The sequence below is a fragment of the Fenollaria timonensis genome (assembly GCF_001457835.1).
Taxonomy (GTDB): Bacteria; Bacillota; Clostridia; order Tissierellales; family Peptoniphilaceae; genus Fenollaria; species Fenollaria timonensis.
Window position 1 is genome coordinate 180822 of sequence record NZ_LN898229.1, and the last position, 25587, is coordinate 206408.

19 protein-coding genes are annotated in these 25587 nt (G+C 38.3%); 2 read left to right on the forward strand and 17 right to left on the reverse strand.

Features of this window, described 5'->3' with window-relative positions; translation table 11 throughout:
• Positions 1–18: 18 nt before the first annotated feature.
• The 9 genes from BN3004_RS00940 to BN3004_RS00980 all read right to left on the reverse strand — a co-directional run bounded on the left by BN3004_RS00940 (position 19) and on the right by BN3004_RS00980 (position 8977).
• Positions 19–1173 (reverse strand): iron-containing alcohol dehydrogenase, encoded by a 1155-nt coding sequence (locus BN3004_RS00940; protein WP_058259418.1) that lies wholly within the window; start codon positions 1171–1173, stop codon positions 19–21.
• Positions 1174–1187: 14 nt separating this feature from the next.
• A complete protein-coding gene (locus BN3004_RS00945) occupies positions 1188–2177 on the reverse strand; it encodes an LCP family protein (RefSeq protein ID WP_058259419.1) in 990 nt (329 codons plus the stop codon).
• Positions 2161–3501, reverse strand: a complete 1341-nt coding sequence (locus BN3004_RS00950) for an MATE family efflux transporter (protein ID WP_349267117.1) — start codon at positions 3499–3501, stop codon at positions 2161–2163. The genes BN3004_RS00945 and BN3004_RS00950 overlap by 17 nt, the downstream gene beginning before the upstream one ends.
• Before the next feature lie 66 nt (positions 3502–3567).
• Positions 3568–4173 (reverse strand): histidine phosphatase family protein, encoded by a 606-nt coding sequence (locus tag BN3004_RS00955; RefSeq protein WP_058259420.1) that lies wholly within the window; start codon positions 4171–4173, stop codon positions 3568–3570.
• Positions 4173–4886 (reverse strand): FAD-dependent thymidylate synthase, encoded by a 714-nt coding sequence (gene thyX / locus BN3004_RS00960; RefSeq protein WP_058259421.1) that lies wholly within the window; start codon positions 4884–4886, stop codon positions 4173–4175. The genes BN3004_RS00955 and thyX overlap by 1 nt, the downstream gene beginning before the upstream one ends.
• A gap of 3 nt (positions 4887–4889) precedes the next feature.
• Positions 4890–6353 (reverse strand): IMP dehydrogenase, encoded by a 1464-nt coding sequence (gene guaB / locus BN3004_RS00965; protein ID WP_058259422.1) that lies wholly within the window; start codon positions 6351–6353, stop codon positions 4890–4892.
• Between the two features lie 22 nt (positions 6354–6375).
• Entirely contained in the window at positions 6376–7284 is a 909-nt protein-coding gene (locus BN3004_RS00970; protein ID WP_058259423.1) for an NAD(P)/FAD-dependent oxidoreductase, read from the reverse strand.
• Positions 7285–7575: 291 nt separating this feature from the next.
• Positions 7576–8112 carry a TIGR01440 family protein gene (locus BN3004_RS00975; protein WP_058259424.1) on the reverse strand — a complete coding sequence of 179 codons (537 nt, stop codon included), beginning with the start codon at positions 8110–8112 and terminating at the stop codon, positions 7576–7578.
• Between the two features lie 115 nt (positions 8113–8227).
• Positions 8228–8977 carry a transglutaminase domain-containing protein gene (locus BN3004_RS00980; RefSeq protein WP_058259425.1) on the reverse strand — a complete coding sequence of 250 codons (750 nt, stop codon included), beginning with the start codon at positions 8975–8977 and terminating at the stop codon, positions 8228–8230.
• Between the two features lie 429 nt (positions 8978–9406).
• On the opposite strand from BN3004_RS00980, the gene BN3004_RS00985 reads away from it, so the two are divergent.
• Entirely contained in the window at positions 9407–10582 is a 1176-nt protein-coding gene (locus BN3004_RS00985; RefSeq protein ID WP_058259271.1) for an ISL3 family transposase, read from the forward strand.
• 269 nt (positions 10583–10851) lie between these two features.
• Here BN3004_RS00985 and BN3004_RS00990 read toward each other — a convergent pair whose 3' ends face one another.
• From BN3004_RS00990 to BN3004_RS01000, 3 genes are all read right to left on the reverse strand, one after another.
• Entirely contained in the window at positions 10852–11610 is a 759-nt protein-coding gene (locus BN3004_RS00990; protein ID WP_058259426.1) for a class B sortase, read from the reverse strand.
• A 9-nt stretch (positions 11611–11619) separates the two neighbouring features.
• Positions 11620–19452 carry a Cna B-type domain-containing protein gene (locus tag BN3004_RS00995; protein WP_058259427.1) on the reverse strand — a complete coding sequence of 2611 codons (7833 nt, stop codon included), beginning with the start codon at positions 19450–19452 and terminating at the stop codon, positions 11620–11622.
• A 195-nt stretch (positions 19453–19647) separates the two neighbouring features.
• Positions 19648–20181 (reverse strand): hemerythrin domain-containing protein, encoded by a 534-nt coding sequence (locus BN3004_RS01000; RefSeq protein WP_058259428.1) that lies wholly within the window; start codon positions 20179–20181, stop codon positions 19648–19650.
• Between the two features lie 92 nt (positions 20182–20273).
• Between BN3004_RS01000 and BN3004_RS01005 the strand changes: the two genes are divergently transcribed.
• Positions 20274–21047, forward strand: coding sequence for a ZIP family metal transporter (locus tag BN3004_RS01005; protein WP_058259429.1), 774 nt, complete (start codon positions 20274–20276; stop codon positions 21045–21047).
• A 97-nt stretch (positions 21048–21144) separates the two neighbouring features.
• Here BN3004_RS01005 and BN3004_RS01010 read toward each other — a convergent pair whose 3' ends face one another.
• From BN3004_RS01010 to murA, 5 genes are all read right to left on the reverse strand, one after another.
• Entirely contained in the window at positions 21145–21564 is a 420-nt protein-coding gene (locus BN3004_RS01010) for a flavodoxin (protein ID WP_058259430.1), read from the reverse strand.
• 176 nt (positions 21565–21740) lie between these two features.
• Positions 21741–22691 carry an arsenosugar biosynthesis radical SAM (seleno)protein ArsS gene (arsS, locus tag BN3004_RS01015; RefSeq protein WP_058259431.1) on the reverse strand — a complete coding sequence of 317 codons (951 nt, stop codon included), beginning with the start codon at positions 22689–22691 and terminating at the stop codon, positions 21741–21743.
• Positions 22692–23030 carry an arsenosugar biosynthesis-associated peroxidase-like protein gene (locus tag BN3004_RS01020; RefSeq protein WP_058259432.1) on the reverse strand — a complete coding sequence of 113 codons (339 nt, stop codon included), beginning with the start codon at positions 23028–23030 and terminating at the stop codon, positions 22692–22694.
• A 121-nt stretch (positions 23031–23151) separates the two neighbouring features.
• Positions 23152–24177: a rod shape-determining protein gene (locus tag BN3004_RS01025; protein WP_058259433.1), complete on the reverse strand. Its 1026-nt coding sequence runs from the start codon at positions 24175–24177 to the stop codon at positions 23152–23154.
• An 11-nt stretch (positions 24178–24188) separates the two neighbouring features.
• Positions 24189–25457 (reverse strand): UDP-N-acetylglucosamine 1-carboxyvinyltransferase, encoded by a 1269-nt coding sequence (murA, locus tag BN3004_RS01030; RefSeq protein WP_058259434.1) that lies wholly within the window; start codon positions 25455–25457, stop codon positions 24189–24191.
• Between the last annotated feature and the right edge of the window lie 130 nt (positions 25458–25587).

The window sequence follows — 25587 nt, forward strand, 5'->3', positions numbered from 1 at the left end:
TCTTCCTTTATATATAGTTTATTCGTATGCTTGTTCGTAAATATTGATAATGTCTTCAAGTTTTAGATCCGAGTAGCTTGTCTTGTAAACATCTGTCTTCTTTGCCATGGCTTCGATTGAGTCCCTTGGTATATCAAGCTCTTTAAGTGTTGTTGGTGCGCCAATGGATTTGAAGAAGTCTTGAAGCTTTTCAATGGATTTGATTGCGGCTTCATCGTCTGTCATATTAGATGTATCCATCTTCCAAACGTTTTCCGCCCATCTTCTAAATTTCTTTTCATGTCCCTTGTAAACATATTTTAGGTAATTTGGATGCATTACTGCAAGTCCCATACCGTGTGAAACGTCGTAGAAGGCTGATAATGTATGTTCAAGTCTGTGGCTTAGCCAGTCTGAGCGCTTGCCAAGTGATGTTAGACCGTTTATTGCAAGTGTTGATGCCCACATAAGATTTGCTCTTGCTCTGTAGTTTCTTGGGTCTTCTAAAGCTATATAGATGTTTTCAATTACAGTTCTCATAAGTGCTTCACTGATTTCGTCAGTAGTGTTTTCTTCGTCAGGCATTGAGAAATACTCTTCCATGATGTGGCTGAACATATCTACTGTACCGCTGATTAAGTGGTGCTTTGGTAATGAATATGTGTATGTCGGATCAAGGATAGAAAATTTTGGATAGCATGGCTCGCCACCGAAACCTATCTTCTTTTGTTCCTCCCAGTTAGTGATAACGCCGCCGTTATCCATTTCACTGCCTGTTCCAGCCATTGTCAAAACGCTTCCTAATGGAGTTGCATCTAAAACATCGTCTTTGTCAATGAAATATTTCTTCCAAAAGTCTTCGTCAGTCTTTGCGCCAGCAGCTATTGCCTTAGAGCAGTCAATAGTTGAGCCCCCGCCAACTGCTAGGATAAAGTCTATGTCGTGATCCTTTACAAGTTTGATGCCTTCATAAACTTTCTCAACTCTTGGGTTTGGCATTATGTCTGAAAGTTCGTAAACTTCCTTACCTTCAAGCGCTTCCATAACCTTATCGTAGATGCCGTTCTTCTTGATGCTGCCCTTGCCATAAGTAAGTAAAACCTTCTTATATGGCTTCATCTCTTCCTTTAGCGCCCTGATTGATCCTTCTCCAAAATGAATTTTAACCGGATTATAAAAATAAAATGCGTCCATCTTTCTTCCTCCCTTTACTTAAATATCTTTGTGAATAGTTTAGCAGTCTCTTCCTCATCTGCGATGAAGTAGGAAGCGCCGCCCTCGTACTTGTCTGTGCCTGGTATAGTCTCGATCGTAAGCTTATCTTGCGAATATGATGTAAAGACTTTGGCCAGTTCAAGCATTTCATCTATGCTAATGTTTGTGAGTATATGCTCAAGTCCTGCCTGTATCATGCGTGGCAGCTTAGTCACGTTGTTTGCGCTAAGCGTTTGCTTCATAAGCTCCTGGATAAAGTACTGTTGATGAGTGACTCTGCCGACGTCGCCAAGGAATTTATCGCCTTGACCTTTATTTGACTTTCTAAATCTAAGAAACTCCATCGCGCCCTTGCCATCTAGTTTTTGCTTGCCTTTCTTCAAATGAATGTGTAGTGGCGGCGAGTCTGTCGGGTCATCGTAGTCCATGTCAAATGGCACGTCGATCTCAACCCCGCCTATAATGTCGACTATGGCCTTAACGCCTTTGTAGTCAACTGCGATGTAATTAGTGACATCAACGTTTGAAAACTCTCTAAGCGTGTCGATGGCTGCGTATGGACCGTCCTTCGCGAAAGATGCATTGATCTTTCTCATGCCCTCGTGCCCAGCTATCTTAACCTTAGTGTCTCTTGGTATGCTCACTACATTTACTTTACCCGTTTTCTTGTCAATCTTAACAAGCATTATCGTGTCAGATGGGTTTCCTGTAGTAAAATACCTGTCTTCACCAGTTTTGCCATCAAGAGCCGTTAGTTTTTTCTTGATGTAATCAAGACCATGCTCCCCGTCAATACCAAAGAAAGCAAAGACCAACTCGCCCTCAAGCTTCTCCTCAGTCTTTTGATTTATCTTAGTTTCGTCGACTATAACTAGCTTGTTGTCTTTCTTTGACAGCTTTCTGTAATAATATAGCCCGAAGAATAGTATAAAAACTAGTAGCGATATTAAAAATATTTTAAAAAACTTAATGAATTTCTGCATCTAAAATTACCTCATCTCCCGCCTTGCTCATGGCCTTGAACTCTCTAATAACAAAGAACATTGCTAGTAGAAAGGCTATGAAGTCTGCGATTGGTGTTGCATAAAGCGCTCCTAGTATGCCAAAGAAACGTGGCAAAACTATAATAAGTGGCAAATAGAAGAGCACTTGCCTTGTTAATGAGACGAATATACCTAAACGTGCCTTGCCGATTGATGTGTAAAAGTTTGCCGTGATCGGTTGAAGTCCGTTAAGTGCCGTCATAATCATAGTTATACGAAGTAGTATGGTAGTAAACTCCATATATAGCTCGTCGCCTTTACCAAAGATGTTGACAAAGGCATGTGGCCAAATCTCAACTAATAAGAAGAATATCGTGCTGTAAATGATTGAGACTTTAATCGTTGTTAGATAAGTGTCTTTAACACGTATGTAGATTTTGGCTCCGTAATTATAGCCGATGATTGGCTGTCCGCCTTGAGCGAGACCTATGTTGAAGCCGATAAGCACGATGTAGAGCTTTGATGCTATACCGACTGCGGCTAGCGGTATGTCGGGTCCGTACTTACTCATCGCACCGTAGTAAGTCATGACGTTATTCATAACTATCTGAACGACTACCATGGCCAATTGATTGATGCAAGCCGCCGAACCAAGCTTAAGTATGGCGCCTAGCTCCTCTGGATATATCTTAAAATCTTTTTTACGAATTGGCTCGTCTTTTAAGAAAAATATATAATAAAGTGCTAGTAAAAAGCTCACAGTTTGTCCGATGAATGTCGCCCATGCAGCGCCTTTGATGCCCATATTTAATGAAACCATAAATATATAGTCCAAAACTACATTTAGTAGCGCGCCTGTAACGTTGAGCATCATCGCGTACTTTGGTGAACCATCTGCCCTGATTATATGTGATAGAGCTGTCGAAAATACTATGAACACTATGGCCATGGATGTGATTGAGGCATAGTCATATGCGTATTGGAATATGTTTTCGCTCGCGCCGAATAATTTTAGTAGCGGCTCTAAGTATACCATAACCAAGGTAATCTCAAGTCCTGCGAAAAATAAAAGTCCTGTGATGCCTGTCGCGACTATCCTTTCTGCTCTTTCATCCTCGCCTCTACCCTTGTAGATGCTGTAGTTTGACGCGGTTCCTATGCCTAGCAATAGGGCAAGTGCCGTTGATATTGTGGTTATGGGGAAACTGACTGTAGTAGCAGCGTTACCCAAGTGTCCGACTATATTGCCGATAAAGATTTGATCGACTATATTGTATATAGCACTTACCAAGAAGGCTAATATCGATGGAACAGCGTATTTAATTAGTTATTTATATATTGGCTCTCGAACCAAGGGGTTCATGTATCTATCTTCTGTCAATTTTGCCTCCTATACAAAGTTGTCGTATTCTTTATCGTCATGAAGGAGCTTAAACGCGCCTTCATCGTAAACATATATCTTAAGGCTCAGCCCCTTTATGAGCTCAACCTTATTTGTATCCTTTAAGCCAAGTCCTTCTAGTACTGTAGTTATCACTCTTAGCTTGCTGCCGTGAGTCACAACGAGTACCTTCTTATAATCTTTTTTCACGAGTGCTTCAATAAAGGCCTCGGCGTCTTCACGTGCGTCTCTATATGGGTAGATGCCGCCTTCATTAAAAAGGTCCGGCCTCGACATAATCAAGTCTTCGCGCTCAGGGTCAGCCGCAACGCTCTCGGCCCAAGTCATACCCTCGTGGCTAAGCATTGATACTTCTCTAAGTCTTTTGTCAGCTATTATATCTAGCCCAAGCGCTTCGTTAATAATTTTCGCGCTATCCATAGCCCTCTTTTGGTCAGAGGAGTATATGACTTCTATGCCTTCATCTTTTAATCTAGTCCCTAGCTCCTTCGCCTTCACTTTGCCCTCAAGTGTAAGAGGAGAATCAAGTAAGCCTTGAATTCTCCTCTCCTTGTTGTATTTAGTTAATCCGTGCCTTGTAAAATATATTATCATTAATTTGCGTGCTCGATAAGAGCCTTCATAGCTACTGGGAATTCCTCTAAGCTTAAGTCGTAGACAACTTTTGCGTAATCTCTAATTTCCTTTTGCGCGTGTGCGTCCATCCTTTGCTTAACAAAGTGCGCAACCGATTGAAGAGATGCAGTCCAGTACCATCTTACATATAAGCCGTAAGCTGGTAGGAAAAGTCTTGCTTGTTCAGAGCAAATGCCGTCTTCCATAGCTTTTTCGTAAAGTCCTTCGCCTTTTTCTATAAGCTCAAGTAAATCTTTTGTGTATTCAGCTCCTAATTCAGTCGCAACTGGATCGCCGCTGCCTTGCTTTTTGTTGTCAGGCATGCTTCTCCATTCATTTTCGCTTGGCACATAGAAAACTGGTTCTTCAGTAACATAGCGTCTTGAAGATTCATTCCAGCCGTTCATTGTGTCGCCAATGCCTTCCATGTGAGATGAACCAACGATGTACTTCCACCATTGTCTTGCTACCATAAGTGGCGCATACACTTCGAATTGTAGCATCGCATGTCTAAATGGCGATGTGTGATCATTCTTAGCTAAAAAACTAATTAATTTCTCGTCATTTTTATCTAATTCAAAAGATTCTTTTTGATAAGAAACTCTTGCCGCGTTTACTATAGTAAGGTCGCTACCTAAGTGGTTTACAAGCCTTACGTATCCTTTATCTAAAACATTTTTCATTCTTTCCATATCTTAGTCCCTATAGCTCTTTGGGGAATAGTTAGGAGTTTCCTTAGTTATAGTGATATCGTGTGGATGGTTTTCAATTAGTGATGCACTTGTAATTTGAACGTATTTTGAATTTGTCTTTAAAGTAGGAATGTCTTTGCATCCAAGGTAGCCCATACCTGATTTTAAGCCGCCAAGTAATTGATAAATAACTTCTCCAACTTTTCCTTTGTAATGAACTCTACCTTCAACACCTTCTGGTACGTACTTCTTAGCCTTTGATTGGAAATATCTGTCAGATGAACCAGCTTTCATTGCTGCAAGTGAGCCCATGCCTCTATATTCCTTATATCTTCTGCCTTCGAAGATAACTTCTTCTCCTGGTGATTCGTCAGTACCTGCGAATAGTGATCCCATCATAACAACATCCGCACCAGCAGCTATAGCCTTAGTGATGTCTCCTGAGTATTTGATACCACCATCAGCAATTATAGGTATGCCAGTTTCTTGAGATGCCTTGTAAGCCGCCATGATAGCACTTACTTGAGGAACACCGATACCAGTAACAACTCTAGTTGTACAGATAGATCCAGGTCCGATACCAACTTTAACGCAGTCAGCACCAGCATCCATAAGAGCCTTAGTGCCTTCGTAAGTTGCCACGTTTCCTGCTATGACTTGTAAGTCAGGGAATTCCTTCTTAATGCTTCTAACCGCGTCAAGTACACCCTTTGAGTGACCGTGAGCAGTATCTAGAACGATAACGTCAACCTTTGCTTCATAAAGAGCCTTAACCCTTTCAAGCATGTCCTCAGTTATACCAACAGCCGCTCCGCAAAGAAGTCTGCCTTGTTCGTCCTTAGCCGAGTTAGGGAATTCGATGGATTTTTCTATATCCTTAATAGTGATTAATCCTCTCAAATGGAAGTCGTCATCAACTATAGGAAGCTTTTCAATCTTATGAACCTTCATTTCCTCTAAAGCTTCGTCCATAGATACGCCAACCTTGCCAGTTACAAGGTTTTCCTTAGTCATGACATCGTCAATCTTCTTTTCCATATTAGTTTCGAATCTCATGTCCCTGTTAGTGATGATACCAACAAGTTTGCCGTCTTCATCAGTTATAGGCACACCAGAAATCTTGTACTTTTTCATAATAGCTTCAGCGTCAGCAATCTTGTGTTCAGCAGATAAATAGAATGGATCAGTGATTACACCGTGTTCACTTCTTTTTACCCTGTCAACTTCGATAGCTTGGTCCTCGATCGACATGTTCTTGTGAATGATACCAATACCGCCTTCTCTCGCCATCGCGATAGCCATCTTTGATTCAGTAACAGTATCCATACCAGCACTCATCATCGGTATGTTTAGCTTGATCTTTTTAGTTAATCTTGTTTCAGTATTAGTTTGTTTTGGCAATATCTCCGAAAAATTTGGTACTAGTAGTATATCGTCAAATGTTAATGCGTCTCCAATAAACTCCATCTTTACACCCCTCTTTTTAATATTAATATCCTAAATATTTTTGTGCTTCGATAGCGCAAGTGCAGCCCTCAGCTACAGCAGTTGCTATCTGTCTTATCTTTTTATCTATAATGTCGCCACAGGCAAATACACCTGGGATAGATGTCTTAACTCCGTCAGTCTTGATATATGGACCAGCCATCTCAACGCTGTCCTTGATTAATTCAGTGTTTGGCCTTTGACCAATGTAGGCAAATATTAAAAATTCGTCCTCGCCATTCTCAAATAGTTTTTCTTCCTTTTCAGCCGAATCGTAAATACAAACTTCAGTGATCTTGTCCCTAGTTCCGCTTGCACTCACAATCTTGGAGGATGTCATCGCCTCGATATTGTCAGAAGCTTCAATCTTTTCTTTGAACTCATCAATCATGCCAAGCTCGTCCTTTTCTTCGACAAGGTAGACCTTCTTCGCAAGCTTTGATAGATATAAAGCTTCCTTAGCCGCTCCGTCCGAGCCACCCGCCACGAAGATGATTCTGTCCTCAATCTCCTCATCAAGCCCCAAAGCAGAGTGTTCAACCCCGATCTCCTTTTCATTTTCAAGACCTAAATCCTTTGGAGTAGATCCCATCGCAAGTATAACCGCCTTGGCATTGTATGAATTTTGTCTAGTCTTAACCTTTTTTAGCTCATATCTTAAATCAAGCTCGATAACCTCTTCGTACTTTAGCTCGATGTCCGCGTCCGCGATTTGAGCCTCAAGCTTTTCCCTGAACGTTTCGCCCGATTCGTCCTCAGATAAACCCACATAGTGAGTCACGTGCGAAACACTTTTTATAAGACCGCCAACTTCGTCCTTTTCAAGCAAAAGTACATTGAAGCCGCGGCTCTTAGCATATAGAGCAGCAGAGACACCTGCAGGGCCGGCGCCCACTACAATTATATCGTACATTTTATCCTCCTTTGCTTTTTGATTAAAATTATTCTCCTATCATTTTATCATATATTGCGCTTTTTGTAAAGCAGTCAGAGAGATTATTTTGATAATTTTCACCATGCTTATGGCCTTGCCACGAATAGTTTTTTCTTACGCTAATGGCCTCGCCATCTTAAGTTATTCTGCTAAAGAAAAGCGCGGCAGATATATGACGCGCGGCGGATGTATAGTGCGCGGCGGATGTATAGCGCGGCACTTGTATAGCCACGCCCAATAAAAAAGAGGAGCTCATCACTCCTCATAAGTCTACTTATATTGTGCTCTTTCTCCGCCTATTAGCTTAGGTCTTCTTCTAACAAGTGTTAGATGCGCTTCACCTATCTCCTTAATGCTGACTCTAACAGGCACTGCAACAGCTTTGATGTGCATACCGATAAATGTATCGCCGATGTCAAGGCCGCCATGTGCCTGAATCCATTCAACTACGACTGGATTAGCTAACTTTTTGTAGGCGATAGTCGCCATCGATCCGCCCGCGTGCATCTTAGGCACCACGCTCACTTCTTCAAGGAAGTATTTCTCCATGCACTCCCTTGTAGTAACTATGGCTCTGTTTAAGTGCTCGCAGCATTGAAATGCAAGGAAGATTTTGTTTTCTTCCGCAAAATCCATAAAGACATCGATAAAATCTTTAGCGACATCCATTGACGATGCTTTGCCTATACGTCCGCCAACGACTTCACTTGTTGAGCAGCCCACGACAAGTATCTCGCCTTCCTTTAAATTCGCCTCAGCTTGAAATTCATCAAGTACCTTCTTAAGCGTTTCTTTATATTCTGCCATGTATATCACTCCTTATATCATTTTCTACTTACATTTTATATCAAAGAATCTTCTTTGTCAATCGCAGAAAAAGGTCCGCATCATATGATGCAGACCTCGCAATATCTCATATTAATTAATGTTCGCCGTCAGCGGCCATTTGCGCTTGAGTTAAGTTAAAGTACTTCCTATGTTTATTAGTAGTGTCATTCCAAGTTACGTCGAAGTATTTCCACTCGCCATTGACCTTTGCTCTGTTCCAAGCGTGATCAGCATTTGTAACAGTTTCTGATTCAATGCCGCATAGCTCACACATACGGTTAAAAAGACTCGAGTACGCTTCGCATACACCTTTGCCTTTGTCCATGATGGCTTGCCAAGAATAGTAATAAAAACCATTCTTTGTAGTCATGTTATCACCTTGAGCGCTGTTAAGCACTTCGTAGTAGTAGTCAGACTTACCGATTATGTAGTCGTTGATCTTTTCTATTTTTTCTATGTCGCTGAGATTCTTAGGCCAAGATTCAACCACATTTTTTAATTCCTTTGCATAGCCATCAGTTTTAGCTTTCTTAACATTTAATATGCTAATATCTTGCTTAAACTTAGGCTTAATGGTCAGCGTCTGCCTCGACTTACTATAGCTAGACGAAATATTTTTAAAGTCCGTGACACCAAACTTACAGTCGCTTCGTCCTTTAATTATGTCATAAACTTCTTGTAAAGCAGCGTCCCATTCGGAGTCGTTCTTGATAAGTACTTTCTCGAACTTAATTTCGCTTTCGCAGTTGTTGATTCCTTCCACTAGTTTATTTTGTTCCTTCATAGTAGGAAAGAATACGAATATGAATATTTGTACAATAAATAAAGTTTCAATCAGTAGCATATCATCACCCCATATCTATATTTTCTCTAATATTTTGTGTAATCCTTTACTGATTTAAATCATTCTCCTTTGATTTACATATATTATACCACAGAACTTTATTTTTGTAAAGTGAAAATGTGCGGAATACGAATGTATAAGAAAATATCATAGTAAAGCACGTTTTTGTAAAATTTTATCAATGTATCATTTATATGTATCTATAGTCTCCCATGCAAAATATATTTTATCCTTTATATATAATACTAAACTATCATTATTAAAAAAACGTTTTACGCGCGTTAAGGCTAAGTAAATAGGCTGTATAATATCTATTGGGGAGTAAAACCTCAATAGATATTTTTTTGATAAAATTACAAAAAAAAGTTGCACTTGCACACATTTTATCCTATACTTAAAATACCACTACAACATAGGAGGTGTGTACAAGTGCAAGAATATAATACCATAAATTTGCTAGCTTGTAAAGATGTAGTTGTTAACAATTTTAAAGAAGGTGAAAATGTAGTAGTTATAGAAGCACAGACAAAAAAGTTAAAAAGCTGCCCATACTGTGGTTCTAAACATATCTGGGTTCATGATCACAGAACTCAAAAGATAAAAGATACACAGATGCATGGTAAAAAATGCATAATAAACCTAAGAAAAACTAGGTACAACTGTAAGTGCTGCGGGAAAAGAATTGATAGCAAAACAGAACTAGTAGCAAAGAAAATGACCATGACAAAAAGACTAGTAGCATCCATAGCTAGAGAGTTTAGAGAACTTTACTCAATAAAGTCAATATCAAGAAGATACTCAGTAAGCACATCAACAGTTACAAGAGTCCTATCTTACCTATCAGTAGAGAGAAAAAGTCTTCCAAAAGTACTTTTAATAGACGAGTTTAAAGGCGACAGCGGTTCATACAAGTATCAATGCTCACTTCTAGATGGCATAACACATGAAATCATAGACATAGTTAAAAGTAGGCAAGAAAATATTTTGTTTGAATACTTTAAAAACATACCAAAAGAAGAAAGAGAAAATGTAAAGATATTTGTTAGCGATATGTCAAAAACATTTAAAAACGTTAAAAACGCATACTTTAAAAACGCAGTACACATAGCAGACAAATATCACTTCGTAAGACAAGTCTCTTGGAGCTTAGAAAACGTAAGAAAGAGAATACAAAAAGATACATCAGCAGAAATGAGAATATACCTAAAAAGAAGTAAAAGCATACTTACAAAACCAATGCCAAAACTTAATGATGATCAAAAGCGAGAAGCAGCTCTAATGCTAGAGATAAGCGAAGAGCTAAGACTAGCATATGGCTTAAAAGAATCCTTCTATCAAGAAGTTCTAGTGCAGAAAAACAAAGAACAAGCACAATACAAGGTAAACGCATGGATAGACATATGTAAAAAATCAAAACTTAAAGAGTTTAAATCATGTATAACAGCCTTTACAAACTGGTCTGATGAAATTACAAACTCATTTGACTACAAACATTCAAATGGAGCACTAGAAGGAAAACATACAAAGATAAAGACACTAAAAAGAAACAGCTTTGGTATGAGAAACTTCGAGAGGTTCAGAAAAAGAATAATGCTTTTAGACTAAAATATATATATAAAACATCATAAAAACCTAATAAGCCTATATAGGTTTATTAGTCATGCAAAAATTACATAAATTTGTGTTATTTTAAGTATATAAATTAAAAACGTGCAAATGTTAGTTTTAACATAAAAAGAGAGACTTAAATCAATAAGTCTCCCCAATATTTGACATAGAGCCAGTAAATAATCGCATCACCAATAGTAAAGCCCGCCATTACCATAATCAAGGTAAAAGAAAAGCCCCTATGTATCACTACATAGAGGCATCTCTTATCTATCTACAACCGTCATCACTATGAGCCTTTGATTCTTGGCCTCATAAGTGCATGTGACTAGATTAATGATCTGGTCATCTTCCTTAAGCTCGTAGCCCGTGTCGTACACGGCGTGCTTCTTAAGAAAGCTGTAGAGTTCTTTTCTTTTTTCAAAAGTCTTGTAATCCTTTGGATTGATATACGTCTCGCCCGAGACCCTGGCCGCAAGGACGCAAGTGGTTCTAAAATCTTGCTCCCTTGTGTATATAGTAAAGCCAGTCTCAGTGGGATTCTTCTTAAACTCATGAAGCGAAGCGAACATCGTACCGTTCTTGACCACGTGTCCGTAGATCATGATCATCGGGTCCGCCATCGATTCGTTTCTGTAGTCCATGAAGATGGATCCGACCAAATTCCTTTGGCCAGTGACCGCGTGATAAAGGTAGTAAGTATTGTTCTTGCCCTTTACGACAGGGTAGTCAATACTTCCCTCATCCGACTCGATCCATGAGACGATGTCCTTGCTAATGGACTCAAGCGCATCAAAGTCGACCTTCTTTGCGTCATCATCACTTTCATCAGCACCGTTATAGGCATCACCATGGTCCTCGTCCGCGTCCTTAGTCCTCTTAAGACCTATATCTTCAATCTTCTTATAGATGTCCACAGACTCTTTCTCTTGTCTTTTTACGTCAATGTATGAGTAGACCTTGTATATTAAAAATAAACTTGTTATAACAATGAGTATATTGATTAATATCTTTGATCTCTTCATACTAACTCCTTATTTTACAAGATATCTCTTTTTGATAAATACTAAGCCGAGTAATAATACGAAGGCAAAGTAGATGCTAGCTAAGTCTTCAGCTACACCAGTCTTAGGTAATCTGTTCTTACCTTGATCACGGTCTCTGTCATTTTCGTCATCGTGAGGCTCGTCCTTCTTAGGCTCTTCCTTATCCTTTGGTTCTTCATTTGGCACTTCTTTATTTAAGATAGTTATGCTACCATCTTCATTAGTGCTGTAAATTACTTCAAACTTTCTATCACCAATCATAGTAATATTATTTTCTGAACCAACTTCAACTACAGTGTAGATGATGTCATTACCGTCTTTATCCTTGGCTGGAAGATCTTTAAAAGTAGCGCTCCAGTTACCTTCGCCTAATGTGAAGATCTTGCCAGTAGCATTACCATTAGCATAAAGCTCAACTTGAATGCTTGGTTTTGATCCGTTATTAAGAACTTCCCAAGCCTTGTTAACACTTATACTTACAGTAACTTCCTCAGTTTCTTTCTTAGGATTGTCGCCTGGATATTCTGGTTTTTCTGGTTTTTCAGTGTTAGTTGCTTGCCATACAAAACCAAGTTTATCGTCATCAATCTTATAAACCTTTGATTCAAAGCCTGGCATTGCAGCTTCTTCAAGCTCATACTCGTAATTAATTTGATTTACAGTAACATTACCTTTTTCATCAACAGTAGTTGTCTTCTTAAAGATTGGTAAATGATCAAGCATGTCAGTAAAGTCATTTGCCTTATTAGCTTTTAACTCGCCAACTTTTTCTTTCTTAATAACATTGCCATTTTCATCTTTAATGATTTGGTATACATCAAATTTTGCTTCTAAGTTATCAAGATTCTTTAGCTTTTCGCCATTAGCTGCAAGGAATTCCTTGAACACTCTGATGAATCTTTCTTTTTCAAGATATACAGTAACAGTATTTGAATCTTTAACTGTGTTCTTAGCGATTAATTCTTTTTCTTTATCAGTTAAATCTTTCAAGTTAAAGAAGTCTTCTGCCTTGCCAATAACTTTCTTGTCTCCGTCTTCGCCAGTGTAGTATACATCACCCTTGTCATCAATCTTTGCATCGATTTGAGGTATCATCATCGGTATATCAAAGTGATTAGTAGCGCCATTTTCAAATTTTCCTTCTAGTATAACGCTTGTTACGTCAGAAAGTTTTACTTTTTTATCTGCAACTGCCTTTTTAAGTTCTTCTTCACTATAAGATTTATCACCTATCTTGTATATAACCGAATACTGTTCAAGATCACTTGTAATGTAATCTCTTAGAACTGGTTTTAAACCATTGTCAGTAACTTTAGCAAATATATCTTCAATCTTTATCTCAGACTTGTTATTCGCAGTTCCTGGGACGTCAATAACTCCTGTGTTGTTAAAGTACTCAATTCTATAGTTAAACTTGTCTCCAAATTTTAATTCAGTACCACCCATGAACCAACCATCGGCTTTATCTTTGTCAATAACATTGCCATCTTTATCTAAGACTTGAAGATATTTATTGACTTTGCCTTCGTGGTCTTCATGAATATTTATTGTAGTACTACCAAAGTAGAACTTAGCCTTGTCACCAAAAGCGGCATCATTAGTATAGTTTGTACCAATAACATTGTCTTTGAAGTCTTTATATTTTTTCTTGTCTACAAAAACATTTGAAAGTTTAAATGTAAATTGATTTTCAGAACCATGTGGTGCTTCAAACTTAGGTATCCAAGCAAGAACTGCTTGTACTTTTTGACCTTCTTTTATCTTGCCATTTGCTCTAGCATCTTCGATAGCCTTTTTAAGAACTTCTGCCTTTTCCTTATCTACTTTGTCTGATGATTTACTTAGTCTCTTATATTCAGCTTCTAAGTCATCAGTGTAGAAGTACTCAATGCCTTTTTGCCATTTTTCGAATTCTTTTTCATCTGCAAAATCCTTATTAGCTCCGTTGGCCATTAATTTTTCTCTGTTAGCTTCAAAACTTAGTTTTGTTCCATCTTTTAGCTTAAAGATTTCTGGTAATATATCAATGATTAAAGAATTTTCATATTCATAGTAGCCAGTCTTTTCATTATAATGCTTCTTTGCTTCATTAGCTTCTGCTTCAGCCTTTGCCTTTTCTTCTTCAGTCATCTTCTTATCATCATCTGGTGTTAAGGCATCCGCTATATCTTTTTGTTCTTTAGTCATCTTATCAACTGTTACATCGATAGTGAAGTCAACTGATTTTTCATCTTCACCAGTAATATCTACTGTCTTGTCTTTATCTTCAGTTTTCTTGTCAACCTTTGGATTTTCTTTATCTGGTCCATCATTTGTAGGCTCATATGTTAATTCAAAATCGGCTCCTTTATTGTCTTCAGTTCCGAATTTTCCTTCTTCCGGATTTGTTCCCGGAGTTTGGTCTCCGCCTGCTTGTTCAATGCAGTAACCAATTCCTGGATAACATATCTTCTTGTGCCAATCACTGTCTGATCCAAATATACCGTCTTTTTTATCTCCACCAGATAGCTTATAGCTTGCTTGGTTTGCATATCTGCCTCTATCGTATCCTTGCTTTGACATATAGTAAGCAGCTATGTCGATAGGCATGTCACGAAGAGCTTTATATTCATCTTTGTTTTCGTATTTACCTTTGCCAAATTTTTCTTCGAATCTTTTTTCAACTGATTTAGCATTATCGCCTTCACCGATATACCATGGATTGATGGCATAGCCATTCTTATTCTTTAGGCTTTGATCGTTAACAGCTAGGTCTTTATAATCAAGCTCACTGCCTTTTGTAACAGTGTACTTTTCCATACCGACTTTATCTTTATTAGCTTCATCAATAGTTACAAGATTTTTAATTTCGATTTCATTTTTATTAATCTTAGCATTAACTCTCTTGTAGGCTTCGATCATGATTTCTCTAAACTTTTCTTCGTTTTTCAAATCATCTTTTTTGTAAGTCTTCTTGTTTGCGTCTTCACCAATACCATTTTTCAAAATGTTTTCGATTTCAGCTTTTACATACATGTCTTTGTTTGTAAGTGGATTACCGAATTCATCTGTGTAAGGTATATCAATATCTGGAACGATAACTGATGTGATACCAAGTTTTTTAATATTTTGTGGTGTCAATGCTCCGCCGATAGTGATGTTAGGATTTAAACCGATACGGATTGCGTTAAAGCGCATATCGTCGTATTTGTAGTTGGCGTCATTCTTTTTAGAATCAAGGTAGCCTAGTTGAATCTTTTGGATTTCTTTCTTAAGATTTGCTTTGAAAGCTGCAAGTTTAGTAGCATCATTTTTAACTTTATTAAACTCTTCTGTAAGTTTTTCTTTGATAATACCAAAACATTCTGATTTTTCATCATGAAGTGCCTTAACAAAATCATCGATATTATTTTCGTTTAGATTGTCAACCTTTTCTAATAAACTACTTATTTTATCTTGATAAACTTTTTGTACAGGACTTTCGAATTTGTGTGTTGGATCATTTTTTACCTTCTTATAGAAAGCGTTCATCACTTTTATTCTTACTTGTCCATTGGCTTTATCGCGAGTGATTTTAAAGTCAATACCATTCTTTGTGATAGTAGCCTCATTGCTGCCTTCTGTTAATTCGTTAAGCTTGTCAATAATCTCTTGACCAGTAATCTTGAAGTTTTCTCCCAACGGAACAAAACGTCCTTCGATATAGTTTGGACTTACTCCGAAACGAATGTCTTTAATTTGATCTAAGAAGAAATATTCTTCGTTGCCAAATTTTTTGCCTTCGTTTTCAGACTTTTCTTCAAAAGCCTTCTTATATTCATCCCATTTTTCTTTAGTATCATTCACGATGATTTCATCATAGATCAAACGATTGTCCATGTTGTTGTCTTCGATAATGATTTCAGTATCTTTATTTTCTGGGAACAAGCTTCCTTCTTCGTTGTTAAAACCAACTTCCCAAAGAAGTGAACGCATTTTGTTTAATTCATCATCTTTAATTATATTGTCTTCTTTATCTTTTATAACTAAAGTCTTTTTACCTTCTTGAACTATAGTGTCAAATTTTGCACCATTATAAAGTCTCTTAAGTTCTTCTTTAAACTTAGCTATAAGAGCTAGCTTTTCCTTATTTGCCTTAACAAATTTGTCATATGCATCTTGAGCAGCTTTTTTAGCATCTTCCCCATTTGCATTTTCAATTGCTTTTTTAGCTTCTTCAGCTTTTGCTTCTGTATCTAATAAATCAATGATTAATTGATCTCTAGCTCTATCATCAGCATTTCTGTAGAAAATGTTGAAGAAATGAAGATTTACTGCAGGATCCTTTGTTAATTCGTCTGGTGCATCCTTAAAGAACTTAGTATTTGTTTTCTTTTCGTTCTTTAGTGTAAAGAATTTATCGATTTTCTTAATACCATCTTTTTCACTAAATACATTAGTATCTTCGAGCTCGCCGTTTTTTGCTGGATTTGGCTTGCTATATGTTGCCTTAACTTCTGCGTGTACATTGTATACAACATTTTTACCAGCTAAGAAGCCTGGGAATCTTAAAGCAAATTTTGCATTTTTAATTGCGTTAAAGATATCTGTTTCATCAGTAACTTTTTCTATGGCATCGTCACCATTACCTAAAACTTGAACTATTTTGGCAATAGTTTTTTCTGTTAATATCTCGTCAGTCTTATCGGGATTAGCTGAGATATAGATATCGCCTTTTTTTACATAGACTTTACCGTCAACAATGTAGTAATCTTTTGGATTTAAACTGCCTTCATATTTTGTTTTCTTTTCAAAATCTTCAATATCTACATCGTTTTTACCATCGTTGTAAATGTTTTTAATTGTTTTATTAAGATCTGTAGGTGTATAGTCAGCAAGGAATTTATTGCCTTTTAGTCCATCGCCTGTTGCTGAAATAAATTTTTCTCCATCGTAGTAATATTTATTACCTACAATAGTGTATTTATTGCCCGTATTAGCAATAACTTCGTTTTTACTGTTAACTAAGATTTGACCATTTTCATCAATTGAAACTATTATAGTTCTGTTGCCATCTTTTCCGCTATTCTTAGTTTCTGTTGTTGTCTTGTCCCCCTTTTTCACTGTTCTAGTGAAAGTGTAAGTTCCTTTAGTGTCGTCTTTAGAAACTTCTATATTCATCTTCTTACCGAACTTGTCGATAAGTGATAGACCCTTGTTATATTCAAGACCGTCAACGATGTAGTCACCATTAAATACAGCGTTACTAACTATACGATAAGTTTCTCCGTCTTCAACAAAGTATTTATAAAGTAATTTTCCGTTATCATCTTTTACTTCAGTTAATTGTTTTCCTTTAGAACTTACAGTTGATTTTTTACCTGTTGAGTCAATTACTTGATCTCCTGCTACGCCTTCATATGTGTTATCATTAAAGATTTTACCGTTTTTATCATATTTAGCATCTGTAACTATAGTTCCGCCATAAGATTTTTCTGTCTTACCATCCTTTGTTGTTTCGATAGTAACTTGCTTTCCTTTATATGTTGGTGTTACGTCTAGATCTGCTTTGCCATCTTTATTAGCTACATATCCGTCATAAACATCATACTCGTTAGTATAAGTTATTAACTTATTACCATCTAAAACATAAGTTGTTCCATCTTTTTCAATCTTGCCATTAACAAAAGTTCCGATTACTTCATATTCATTTGAAGCGTTCTTTTTAGAAAGTGTTCCACCTTCAACTTTGTAGTCTCCGCCTTCAAGAACTTCGCTTGTGATGATGTTATGGGTCTTGCCATCACTATCAACATAAACTTTTTTGCCAGCATTTTCTAAAACAACGTCTTTTAGATTTGCAGCTGTAAGTTCTTGATTATTATACATCAATTTTCCATCTTCAGTTTTAGTAAGATTGCCACCAAAGACTTTTGTCTTTAGCTTTAATTGATACTTGCCATTTCCTAAATCGTAATATTCAAGTCCTGATTTGTGAATCATTTCAGCAAAATTACTTTCGCCAGACTTAGGAACTGTGATTGTGATATCAACTGAGTTTAGTGGAAGTGACTCACCATTGCCTGAGTTGAATGTTACTTGATCGATGTAGGTATTTGATTTCTTTAAATAAGTAAAGAAGTCAAATACTTTATCAGTATCTTTATCAACTATAGCATTTTCAGTCTTACCTGCATCTATCTCTGGAATATCTTTTGGATTTTTATCAGTATCTGATCCTTTTCCATCGATTTTAGCATCGTCCTCATAACCTTTTTTAGTAATTCTAAATTGCTTAGTAACTTTATTGTTATTTCCTAAATCCATTTCAAGGTCAAAACCGTTATGAAAAGCTGCTTTAAAGCCTGGAACGTTAAATCTTAACTGAGCGATACCGAAGTTCATATTGGCGGAGCTTACTGTAAATGAATAAGATCCGTCTTCGTTTTTCTTAAGCTCAACTGGATTGCCATTTAGAAAAGCAAGATTTTTGGCTTCTTCGCCTTTAATCTCTACTCCTTTATCTAAAGCTCTGATTGTAAAAGTGAAATCTTTTGGTTCATCGTCTTTACTTACATGAACTAATAAATTGATGTCTGTATTATCTGGAATGTAATAGGTATTGTCTTTTCTATCAAGTTCATCACCAACTTTACCTGAACTATCCAATGGAAAGACTTTTACTGTTGGCTCTCCATTTGTATACTTTGGTGTAATTGAACCATCTTTTATACCATCTTTTAATTCCTTCTCAGCTTTATCGAAGTCTTCTAATAGTTCCTTTAATTCTTCTGCTGTTGTTGTTCTAGCTTTTTCTGGGTCAAGTGCATCTTTTAAGGCCTTTTTTGCATCATTATATGCTTTTAGCTTTGCTTCTGCATCTTGTGTAGCTCCAGCTTGTAAGCCTGGTACATCAACAGATTCTGCAAGCTTATCTTGAGCGCCTTTTTCATCATTATCCAACTTACGTGGTACTTTATACTCACCTAGCTCTTTATTCAGTGTATCTAACTTTGCTTTGATCTCATCAAGTTGTTTTTGATTTAGCTTCTCGTTCTTAGCTTGAGCTGCTAATTTATCGTACTCGTCTTTAAGTTCATAATATCTTTGAGTTCTGTCTTTGTCTGTAAAACGATTTAAGATATCTTTATTAAGCTTTTCAGACTTACCGATTTCTTCCAAATACTTATCATTGTACTTCTTTTGAAGTTCAGCTTTTTTCTTTGGATCTTTTTCAGCATTGATTTGATCTTGTAAAGCTTTTAGATCAGGGTTAGCATCTGGATTAACTTCTTGTTTAGGTTCTTCACCTTCACCAGTTTTTCCTTCACCTTCTCCTGCCGGTGCTCCTGGTGCCTTTGCTGGTGCTGCTCCGTCTTCTGCGCCATTACCTTTTGCGCTTTCCTTATTTTCTTCTAGTGATTTTTGTGCATCGGAATCTTTACCTTCTTCAGCCTTTGCTTCACCACTTTCTTTTGGAGTGTCAGCTTTTTCACCATTGGCATCACCTTTAGCTGCGTCTTTTGCTTTATCAGCGTTTTCATCTCCAGCCTTATCATTTTGATTAGCATCTGGAGTTTCTCCTTCATTATCGGGATTTGTTACCCCCCCCATGTCGGTTTTTTCGCTGTCTTTAGCATCTATAACATCACTTTCTGTGTTTTCTTCTGTATTGTCAACTAAAGGCGCCTCCTTATCACCGTTAGCAATTGGTTCTAAATTTCCTTCATCTTTGGGAGTTTCTGTTTGAGAAGCTTCTGTAGTGTTCACGTCTAAGTTGCCTTTTGCCATCAAACGTGTGCCTCCAAACATAAGAACAGTTAGAACCATTGTGAGTATTATTACTCTTAATTTTCTGTTCATTTTTCTCCCCTCCTTTCTTTTTTAAATTTTATTATAATATCTCTATTATAATATGAGTATTATATCACTTATTAATATTTAATGCAAGGCGCTTTATGGTGATATTGACACAAAGAAAACGCTACTTTAGTGCTATGTACTCATTAAGTAGCGTTTGTGCTTTGCTTTGTAAAATTTCTTACAATTTCGTCATATTTAGAATTTATTTATAATATCTAGGTATCTGTCTCTTTGCTCTTTATTTTCTTCTTCAAAGACTTTTGTCTCTTCGTCTAATTTCTTTTGAATCTCTTCAGAAAGGTTTTTCATGGCGAATGGATAGACGACTTTATTCTCTTTGTCTGCGTGGCGTATTAATAGCGAGCGATAGCTCATTAGGTGGCCGATGAGTTCAAGGCGCACCTCGTCTGTTTGATTTTCTTCATAGTGTTTAAGGCTTTCATCTATCATCATTCGTTCGTAGCGAGCTAGGTCGTGCTCAACTAGCATGCCGCTTGTAATGAGTTTTTCTGCAAGCTCGCCAAGATGGTCTAACATGGCTCTAAAGACTAGGTCCTCTTCTTTTTTGTGGTGGTAGCCGTCGGCGTAATTTTTAATCACGTCTGTTATGGTCCTTATGGCACTAGCATTAACATGGCCATGCATTATATCTTTAGAGACTTCTAGTATGTGGTCTGTGAGCTTAATTATATATTCATGCTCTTTCTTAAGTGTATCTATATAGTACATTTTATCAACTCCTTATGTATTTTACCCTTTTTCTTGACTTTTATTTCACCTTATAATATAATCTTTTTAGTATTATTTAAAGGAGATTTATTATGGATAAATATTTTACGAGGGAGGCGATTGTTGCCTTTGGTCTTGTCTTTCCGGGACTAATGACTGCTTTGGGCGCGGTGCCTGTCTTTTTCACGAAGAATGTTTCGCAAAAGCTTCTTGACATGATGCTTGGCTTTGCTGCGGGTATCATGCTTGCGGCAACTTGTTTCTCTTTGGTTATGCCATCGATTGAATATGGTGGTGGGGACTTCAAGGCGGTTATGATTACTTCTTTGGGTATCATTTTTGGCGCCTTTGTCATTGACATGATTGATAAGTTCTCGCCGCACGAGCACCTTATTGACAAGAGACGTGAGGGCGCATCGTCTTCTTTAAGTCAAATCTGGTTATTTATCATCGCGATCACCATTCACAATTTTCCTGAGGGTATGGCGACTGGCGTTGGTTTTGGAACAGAAAATATTAACGATGGTCTTGCGCTTGCTCTTGGTATCGGTATTCAAAATATGCCTGAGGGTCTAGCTGTTGCCTTGAGTCTTGTGCGTGAGAATTACACTACTAAGTACGCCTTTATGGTGGCTGCTCTGACTGGTCTAGTTGAGCCGGTTGGTGCTCTCCTTGGTTACAGTCTTGTAAATGTATTTAAGCCTGCACTTCCTGTAGTGCTTGCTACGGCTGCGGGTGCGATGCTTTTTGTTATCTGTGACGAGATCATTCCTGAAACGCACTCTAAGGGTTACGAGCGTGAAGCGACTTACGGTATCATTTTCGGTTTTGTAATTATGATGATACTGGATATATTACTTGGATAATGGTTTTTACAGCATAAATACAAGAAACTGCCTTTGATTGACAGTTTTTTTATATATGTACAAGGGGCGCCAAGGGGGCTCAACGCTCCTTGATAAATTACTTCATTAGTTTTTCTGCTAGCTCTCTGCACTTTGCTAGTGCTTCTGCATCTGGATGATCGTATGCGATAAGTGCGTCTATAACAGCTATGCCGTTTTCAGCGCATTCGTTTTTCCAAAGGTCCATCCACTCTCCACTGTTCCACTCGTATGAACCGAATATGGCAATTTTCTTGTCTTTGATTATCTCTTTGATGCTGTCGAAGTACGGTCTGAAGTAGTCCTCTTCAAGCTCTTCTGCGCCCATAGCTGGGCAGCCAAGTGCTAGAACGTCTGCTTCTTTGGCATCATCTGTGCTTGCATTTTCTACTGATATAAGATTAGTATCTGCGCCAAGCTCTTTTAATTTTGAAGCGATTTCATTCGCCATGGCCTCTGTGTTCCCAGTGCCTGACCAGTATATAACGCTTGCTTTCATCTATAAAACCTCCTTTATTAGTTAGTCATTGCTAACTAATTTGATTATACAATATTTTTTCATTAAATGCAATATAAATTTTAATATTGGCAAAAATATTATTATAAAATGGCAAAAAAATACTTCCTATCATCTGACAGGAAGTAATATCTGAGTAACTACTCCAATGCTCCGCCTCATGAGGATCCGCTGCCGGCTGTACATGTGTAGCAATGGTTCATAGTTCTGATTTTTCGTCCGATTAAATCGTCTTTTTCTATATCGAAGATGGTTTTGTGAGGACCTGCGATACCCATTCCGAGAGCTAAATTAAAGTCGCAGTCGTGAAGGCTGCCGTCGTAGTCGACGGATAGCGTGTCAAGGCACATAAGCTCATCAACGGTCGCTGGATTGAAAGCATCGCAAAGCCTTGTAAGATACCTTTGCATATTGCCTGATCTATCGAGCCACTCGCCGAAGCGGCCTATGGGTGAATTGGTCATGCTGAATAGATTGTTAAAGTCTATGTCGTACTCGTCCTTAAGCTTGGTCCTATATATGGCCTCGAGCTCATCTTGCCCCGCTGGTATCATGGCGCCGCTCGGATTGTAGACAAGGTTCAGCTGAAGTGCCTCATCTCGCCCGTAGCCAAGTGCACAGAGCCTTTGAAGCACTTCGATGGAGTCATGAAAAACGCCTATGCCTCTAACTTTATCCGTTCTTACTTCTTCGTAGAATGGCAGTGAAGCGACGATCTCGACTTTTCTTTCTTTCAAAAACTCTGGCAGATCTCTATAGGCATCTTCATTAAAGATAGTTAAATTAGATCTGCTCATGATTTTCTTATCCATGGACGCGGCTGTATCTATAAGGTACCTATAAACCGAGCTCATCTCAGGTGCTCCGCCTGTTATATCAAGCGTAGTGAAGTCCCATTCTTTAAGTATCTGCATAGCTCTTTCGGCCGTACGCATATCCATATCCTCGCTTCTTGCGGGTGAGCAAGCCACGTGACAATGTTTGCATGCCAAGTTACACTTCCTAGTTATATTTAACTGAAGTGTTTTGGGGTTCTTCGCAAGTATATCGCGGCCTACGGTCTTAGCAAAGGGCTGAACTGCCTCTTGTAAGCTCTTTAGGTATGACAATTACATCTCCATATCGTCTGCAAGCTTCTTCATTTGAGTTGAGTAAGCAAGTACTGCACCGCCTGTGATTGAGCTAGCTACATGAACTGCTTCCATCATCTCTTCTTTAGTGTAGCCTTGATCTAAGCAAGCTGTTGTGTAGGCTTCAATGCAGTATGGGCAATGAATTGCGTGTGCAACGGCTAGTGCGATAAGTGATTTTTCTCTACCGCTTAGCTTGCCATCTTGATAAACGCTTCCGTAATAAGCCATGAAATTATCCCATAGCTCCTTATTTAATTCACCTAAAGCACCTCTACCAAACTCTTGTAAATCTTTTCTTTCAAAATATTCGCTCATAATTTTTCCTCCTTAATATTATTATGGTCTAAATCCTATTTACCCAAAAAAAGAGCAGTTATATCAATAACCGCTCTTGTATAAATATTTTTAATAGTTTACGCCATAAGTATAGATAAAATTATCTAAATCTAACGCTTGCGCCGCTTTTATTATTTGATTTTTCAAGTATTTCTACCCAATCAAGTGACTTTCCTGTACCAATGGCAACGCATTCAACTGGGTCTTCAGCGACTTTGCATGGTATGCCTGTTTGCTCTGTAACAAGTGTGTCAAGGCCCTTTAAGCAGGCGCCGCCGCCTGTAAGTATGATGCCGCTACCGGAGATGTCGGCTGCTAGTTCTGGCGGTGTTCTTTCAAGAACTGTGTGAACTGCTTCGATAATCTCTTGAACTGGCTCTTTAAGTGCTTCGAGCATGTCTGAGGATGATACTACTACGTTCATAGGTAGGCCGCTCATAAGGTTTCTGCCCTTTACTTCCATGTATTGTTCTTCTTCGAGCGGATAAGCGCAGCCTATAGTTACTTTAAGCTCTTCGGCTGATCTTTCGCCTATCATCATCTTGAATTTCTTTCTTATATACTTTGTGATTGCTTCGTCGCAGTCGTCGCCCGCTACTTTGATGGATTTGCTCACAACGATGCCGCCAAGTGAAATAACGGCGATGTCTGTTGTACCGCCACCTATATCGATAATCATGTTACCATTGGGCTGAGTGATATCAAGTCCAGCGCCGATAGCTGCCGCAATCGGTTCTTCGATTAAATAAGTTTTGATTGCGCCTGCTTCATTTGCAGCCTCGATAACCGCTCTCTTCTCAACTTCTGTACAGCCGCTTGGCACGCAAACTACAAGTCTTGGCTTGAAAAGCATTCTGCCAAGTGCCTTTTGTATAAAATACTTAAGCATTCTTTGTGTAACGCTGTAGTCTGAGATAACTCCTTCTCTAAGCGGTCTGATTGCAACGATGTTGCCTGGTGTTCTACCAAGCATCTTTCTTGCTTCTTCGCCAACTGCTAAGAATTTATTTGTATATTGGTCTATCGCTACGACAGACGGTTCTTTTAGTACTATGCCTTTACCTTTTACATAAACAAGTACACTCGCTGTACCTAAGTCTATGCCTACATCAGATCTTAATCCCATGCCTATCCCCCTTATTCCTCTACTCTATAGACTTTTGCGCCTAAGGATCTAAATTTCTCTTCAAAATCTTCATATCCTCTGTCGATATGATATATGTCTGAAAGCTTTGTCTCGCCCTCTGCACATAGGGCTGCTATGACAAGTGCGGCTCCAGCTCTAAGGTCTGTCGCCTTTACTTCTGCTCCGTGAAGCTTTGCTACGCCCTTAACTGTGGCAGTTCTGTCCTCTACGTCAATGACTGCGCCTAGCTTTCTTAGCTCATCTACGTGCATAAATCTGTTTTCAAAAACTGTTTCTATTACCTCGGAATTTCCTTCGATAATGGTTTCAAGCGCCATGAATTGGGCTTGCATATCTGTTGGAAATCCTGGATATGGTAGTGTTTTTACCTTTATCGGCTTAAGCTTTTTAGTCGCTATAATTCTTAGTGAATCAGCCTCTTCATATATTTCACAGCCTGTTTCACGCAGCTTTGCTATAACAGGTCTCATGTGACTAACGATAACGTTATTTAATATGATGTCGCCGTGTGTTGCCGCCGCGGCCACCATAAACGTGCCTGCCTCTATCCTATCCGGCATGATTTGATGTGTTGCGCCAAGAAGTTTTTCAACGCCTCTTATACGTATCGTCGATGTGCCTGCACCATAGATCTTTGCGCCCATCTTATTGAGGAAGTTTACCATATCAACGATTTCTGGCTCCATTGCCGCGTTATCGATGACTGTCTCGCCTTGAGCAAGTACTGCCGCCAAGATTATGTTTTGTGTTGCACCAACTGATGGGAAGTCAAGATATATCTTATTGCCAGCTAAATTATCTGCGTGAGCAAAGATATCTGTGTACTCGTCCGCCTCTTCAACATCGACGTTGACGCCAAGTGATCTAAAGCCTTTTAGGTGCAGGTCAACTGGTCTTGCGCCTATAGCGCAGCCGCCCGGCATCGAGGACCTCGCCTTACCCATCCTGCCGATGAGCGCTCCCATAGCTATGAAGGATGCTCTCATCTTGTGCATCAATTGGTAGTCAACTTCGTATTTATTTATAGAATTTGAATTAATTTTTACTCTATGTTCATCTAATTTCTCAACCGTTGCCCCAAGTGACTGAAGTACTTCGCACATGACTTCAACGTCTTTTAGCTTAGGTAAATCCTCTAAGATGATGTCTTCAGTGCCAAGTATAGTCGCAGCAAGTATCGGTAGTGCAGCGTTCTTCGCGCCGCTGACTCTTACTGTGCCTAGCAAGGGATTCGATTCTTGTATAAGTAATTTTGCCAATGCAATACCTCTTTCTATATTAATCAGTACTATTTTATCACATATGAGCAAATATTTCTACTCTTTTTACAAAAAAATTCCTATACGCTTATGGTATAGGAATCTTTTAAATATTTTTTATCTTTTTTTA

Bases quoted from the DNA above. Each gene is read 5' to 3' on its own strand.
- BN3004_RS00940 (WP_058259418.1), bottom strand. From the start codon at position 1,173: ATGGACGCATTTTATTTTTATAATCCGGTTAAAATTCATTTTGGAGAA.
- BN3004_RS00945 (WP_058259419.1), bottom strand. From the start codon at position 2,177: ATGCAGAAATTCATTAAGTTTTTTAAAATATTTTTAATATCGCTACTA.
- BN3004_RS00955 (WP_058259420.1), bottom strand. From the start codon at position 4,173: ATGATAATATATTTTACAAGGCACGGATTAACTAAATACAACAAGGAG.
- thyX (WP_058259421.1), bottom strand. From the start codon at position 4,886: ATGGAAAGAATGAAAAATGTTTTAGATAAAGGATACGTAAGGCTTGTA.
- guaB (WP_058259422.1), bottom strand. From the start codon at position 6,353: ATGGAGTTTATTGGAGACGCATTAACATTTGACGATATACTACTAGTA.
- BN3004_RS00970 (WP_058259423.1), bottom strand. From the start codon at position 7,284: ATGTACGATATAATTGTAGTGGGCGCCGGCCCTGCAGGTGTCTCTGCT.
- BN3004_RS00975 (WP_058259424.1), bottom strand. From the start codon at position 8,112: ATGGCAGAATATAAAGAAACGCTTAAGAAGGTACTTGATGAATTTCAA.
- BN3004_RS00980 (WP_058259425.1), bottom strand. From the start codon at position 8,977: ATGCTACTGATTGAAACTTTATTTATTGTACAAATATTCATATTCGTA.
- BN3004_RS00990 (WP_058259426.1), bottom strand. From the start codon at position 11,610: ATGAAGAGATCAAAGATATTAATCAATATACTCATTGTTATAACAAGT.
- BN3004_RS00995 (WP_058259427.1), bottom strand. From the start codon at position 19,452: ATGAACAGAAAATTAAGAGTAATAATACTCACAATGGTTCTAACTGTT.
- BN3004_RS01000 (WP_058259428.1), bottom strand. From the start codon at position 20,181: ATGTACTATATAGATACACTTAAGAAAGAGCATGAATATATAATTAAG.
- BN3004_RS01005 (WP_058259429.1), top strand. From the start codon at position 20,274: ATGGATAAATATTTTACGAGGGAGGCGATTGTTGCCTTTGGTCTTGTC.
- BN3004_RS01010 (WP_058259430.1), bottom strand. From the start codon at position 21,564: ATGAAAGCAAGCGTTATATACTGGTCAGGCACTGGGAACACAGAGGCC.
- BN3004_RS01020 (WP_058259432.1), bottom strand. From the start codon at position 23,030: ATGAGCGAATATTTTGAAAGAAAAGATTTACAAGAGTTTGGTAGAGGT.
- BN3004_RS01025 (WP_058259433.1), bottom strand. From the start codon at position 24,177: ATGGGATTAAGATCTGATGTAGGCATAGACTTAGGTACAGCGAGTGTA.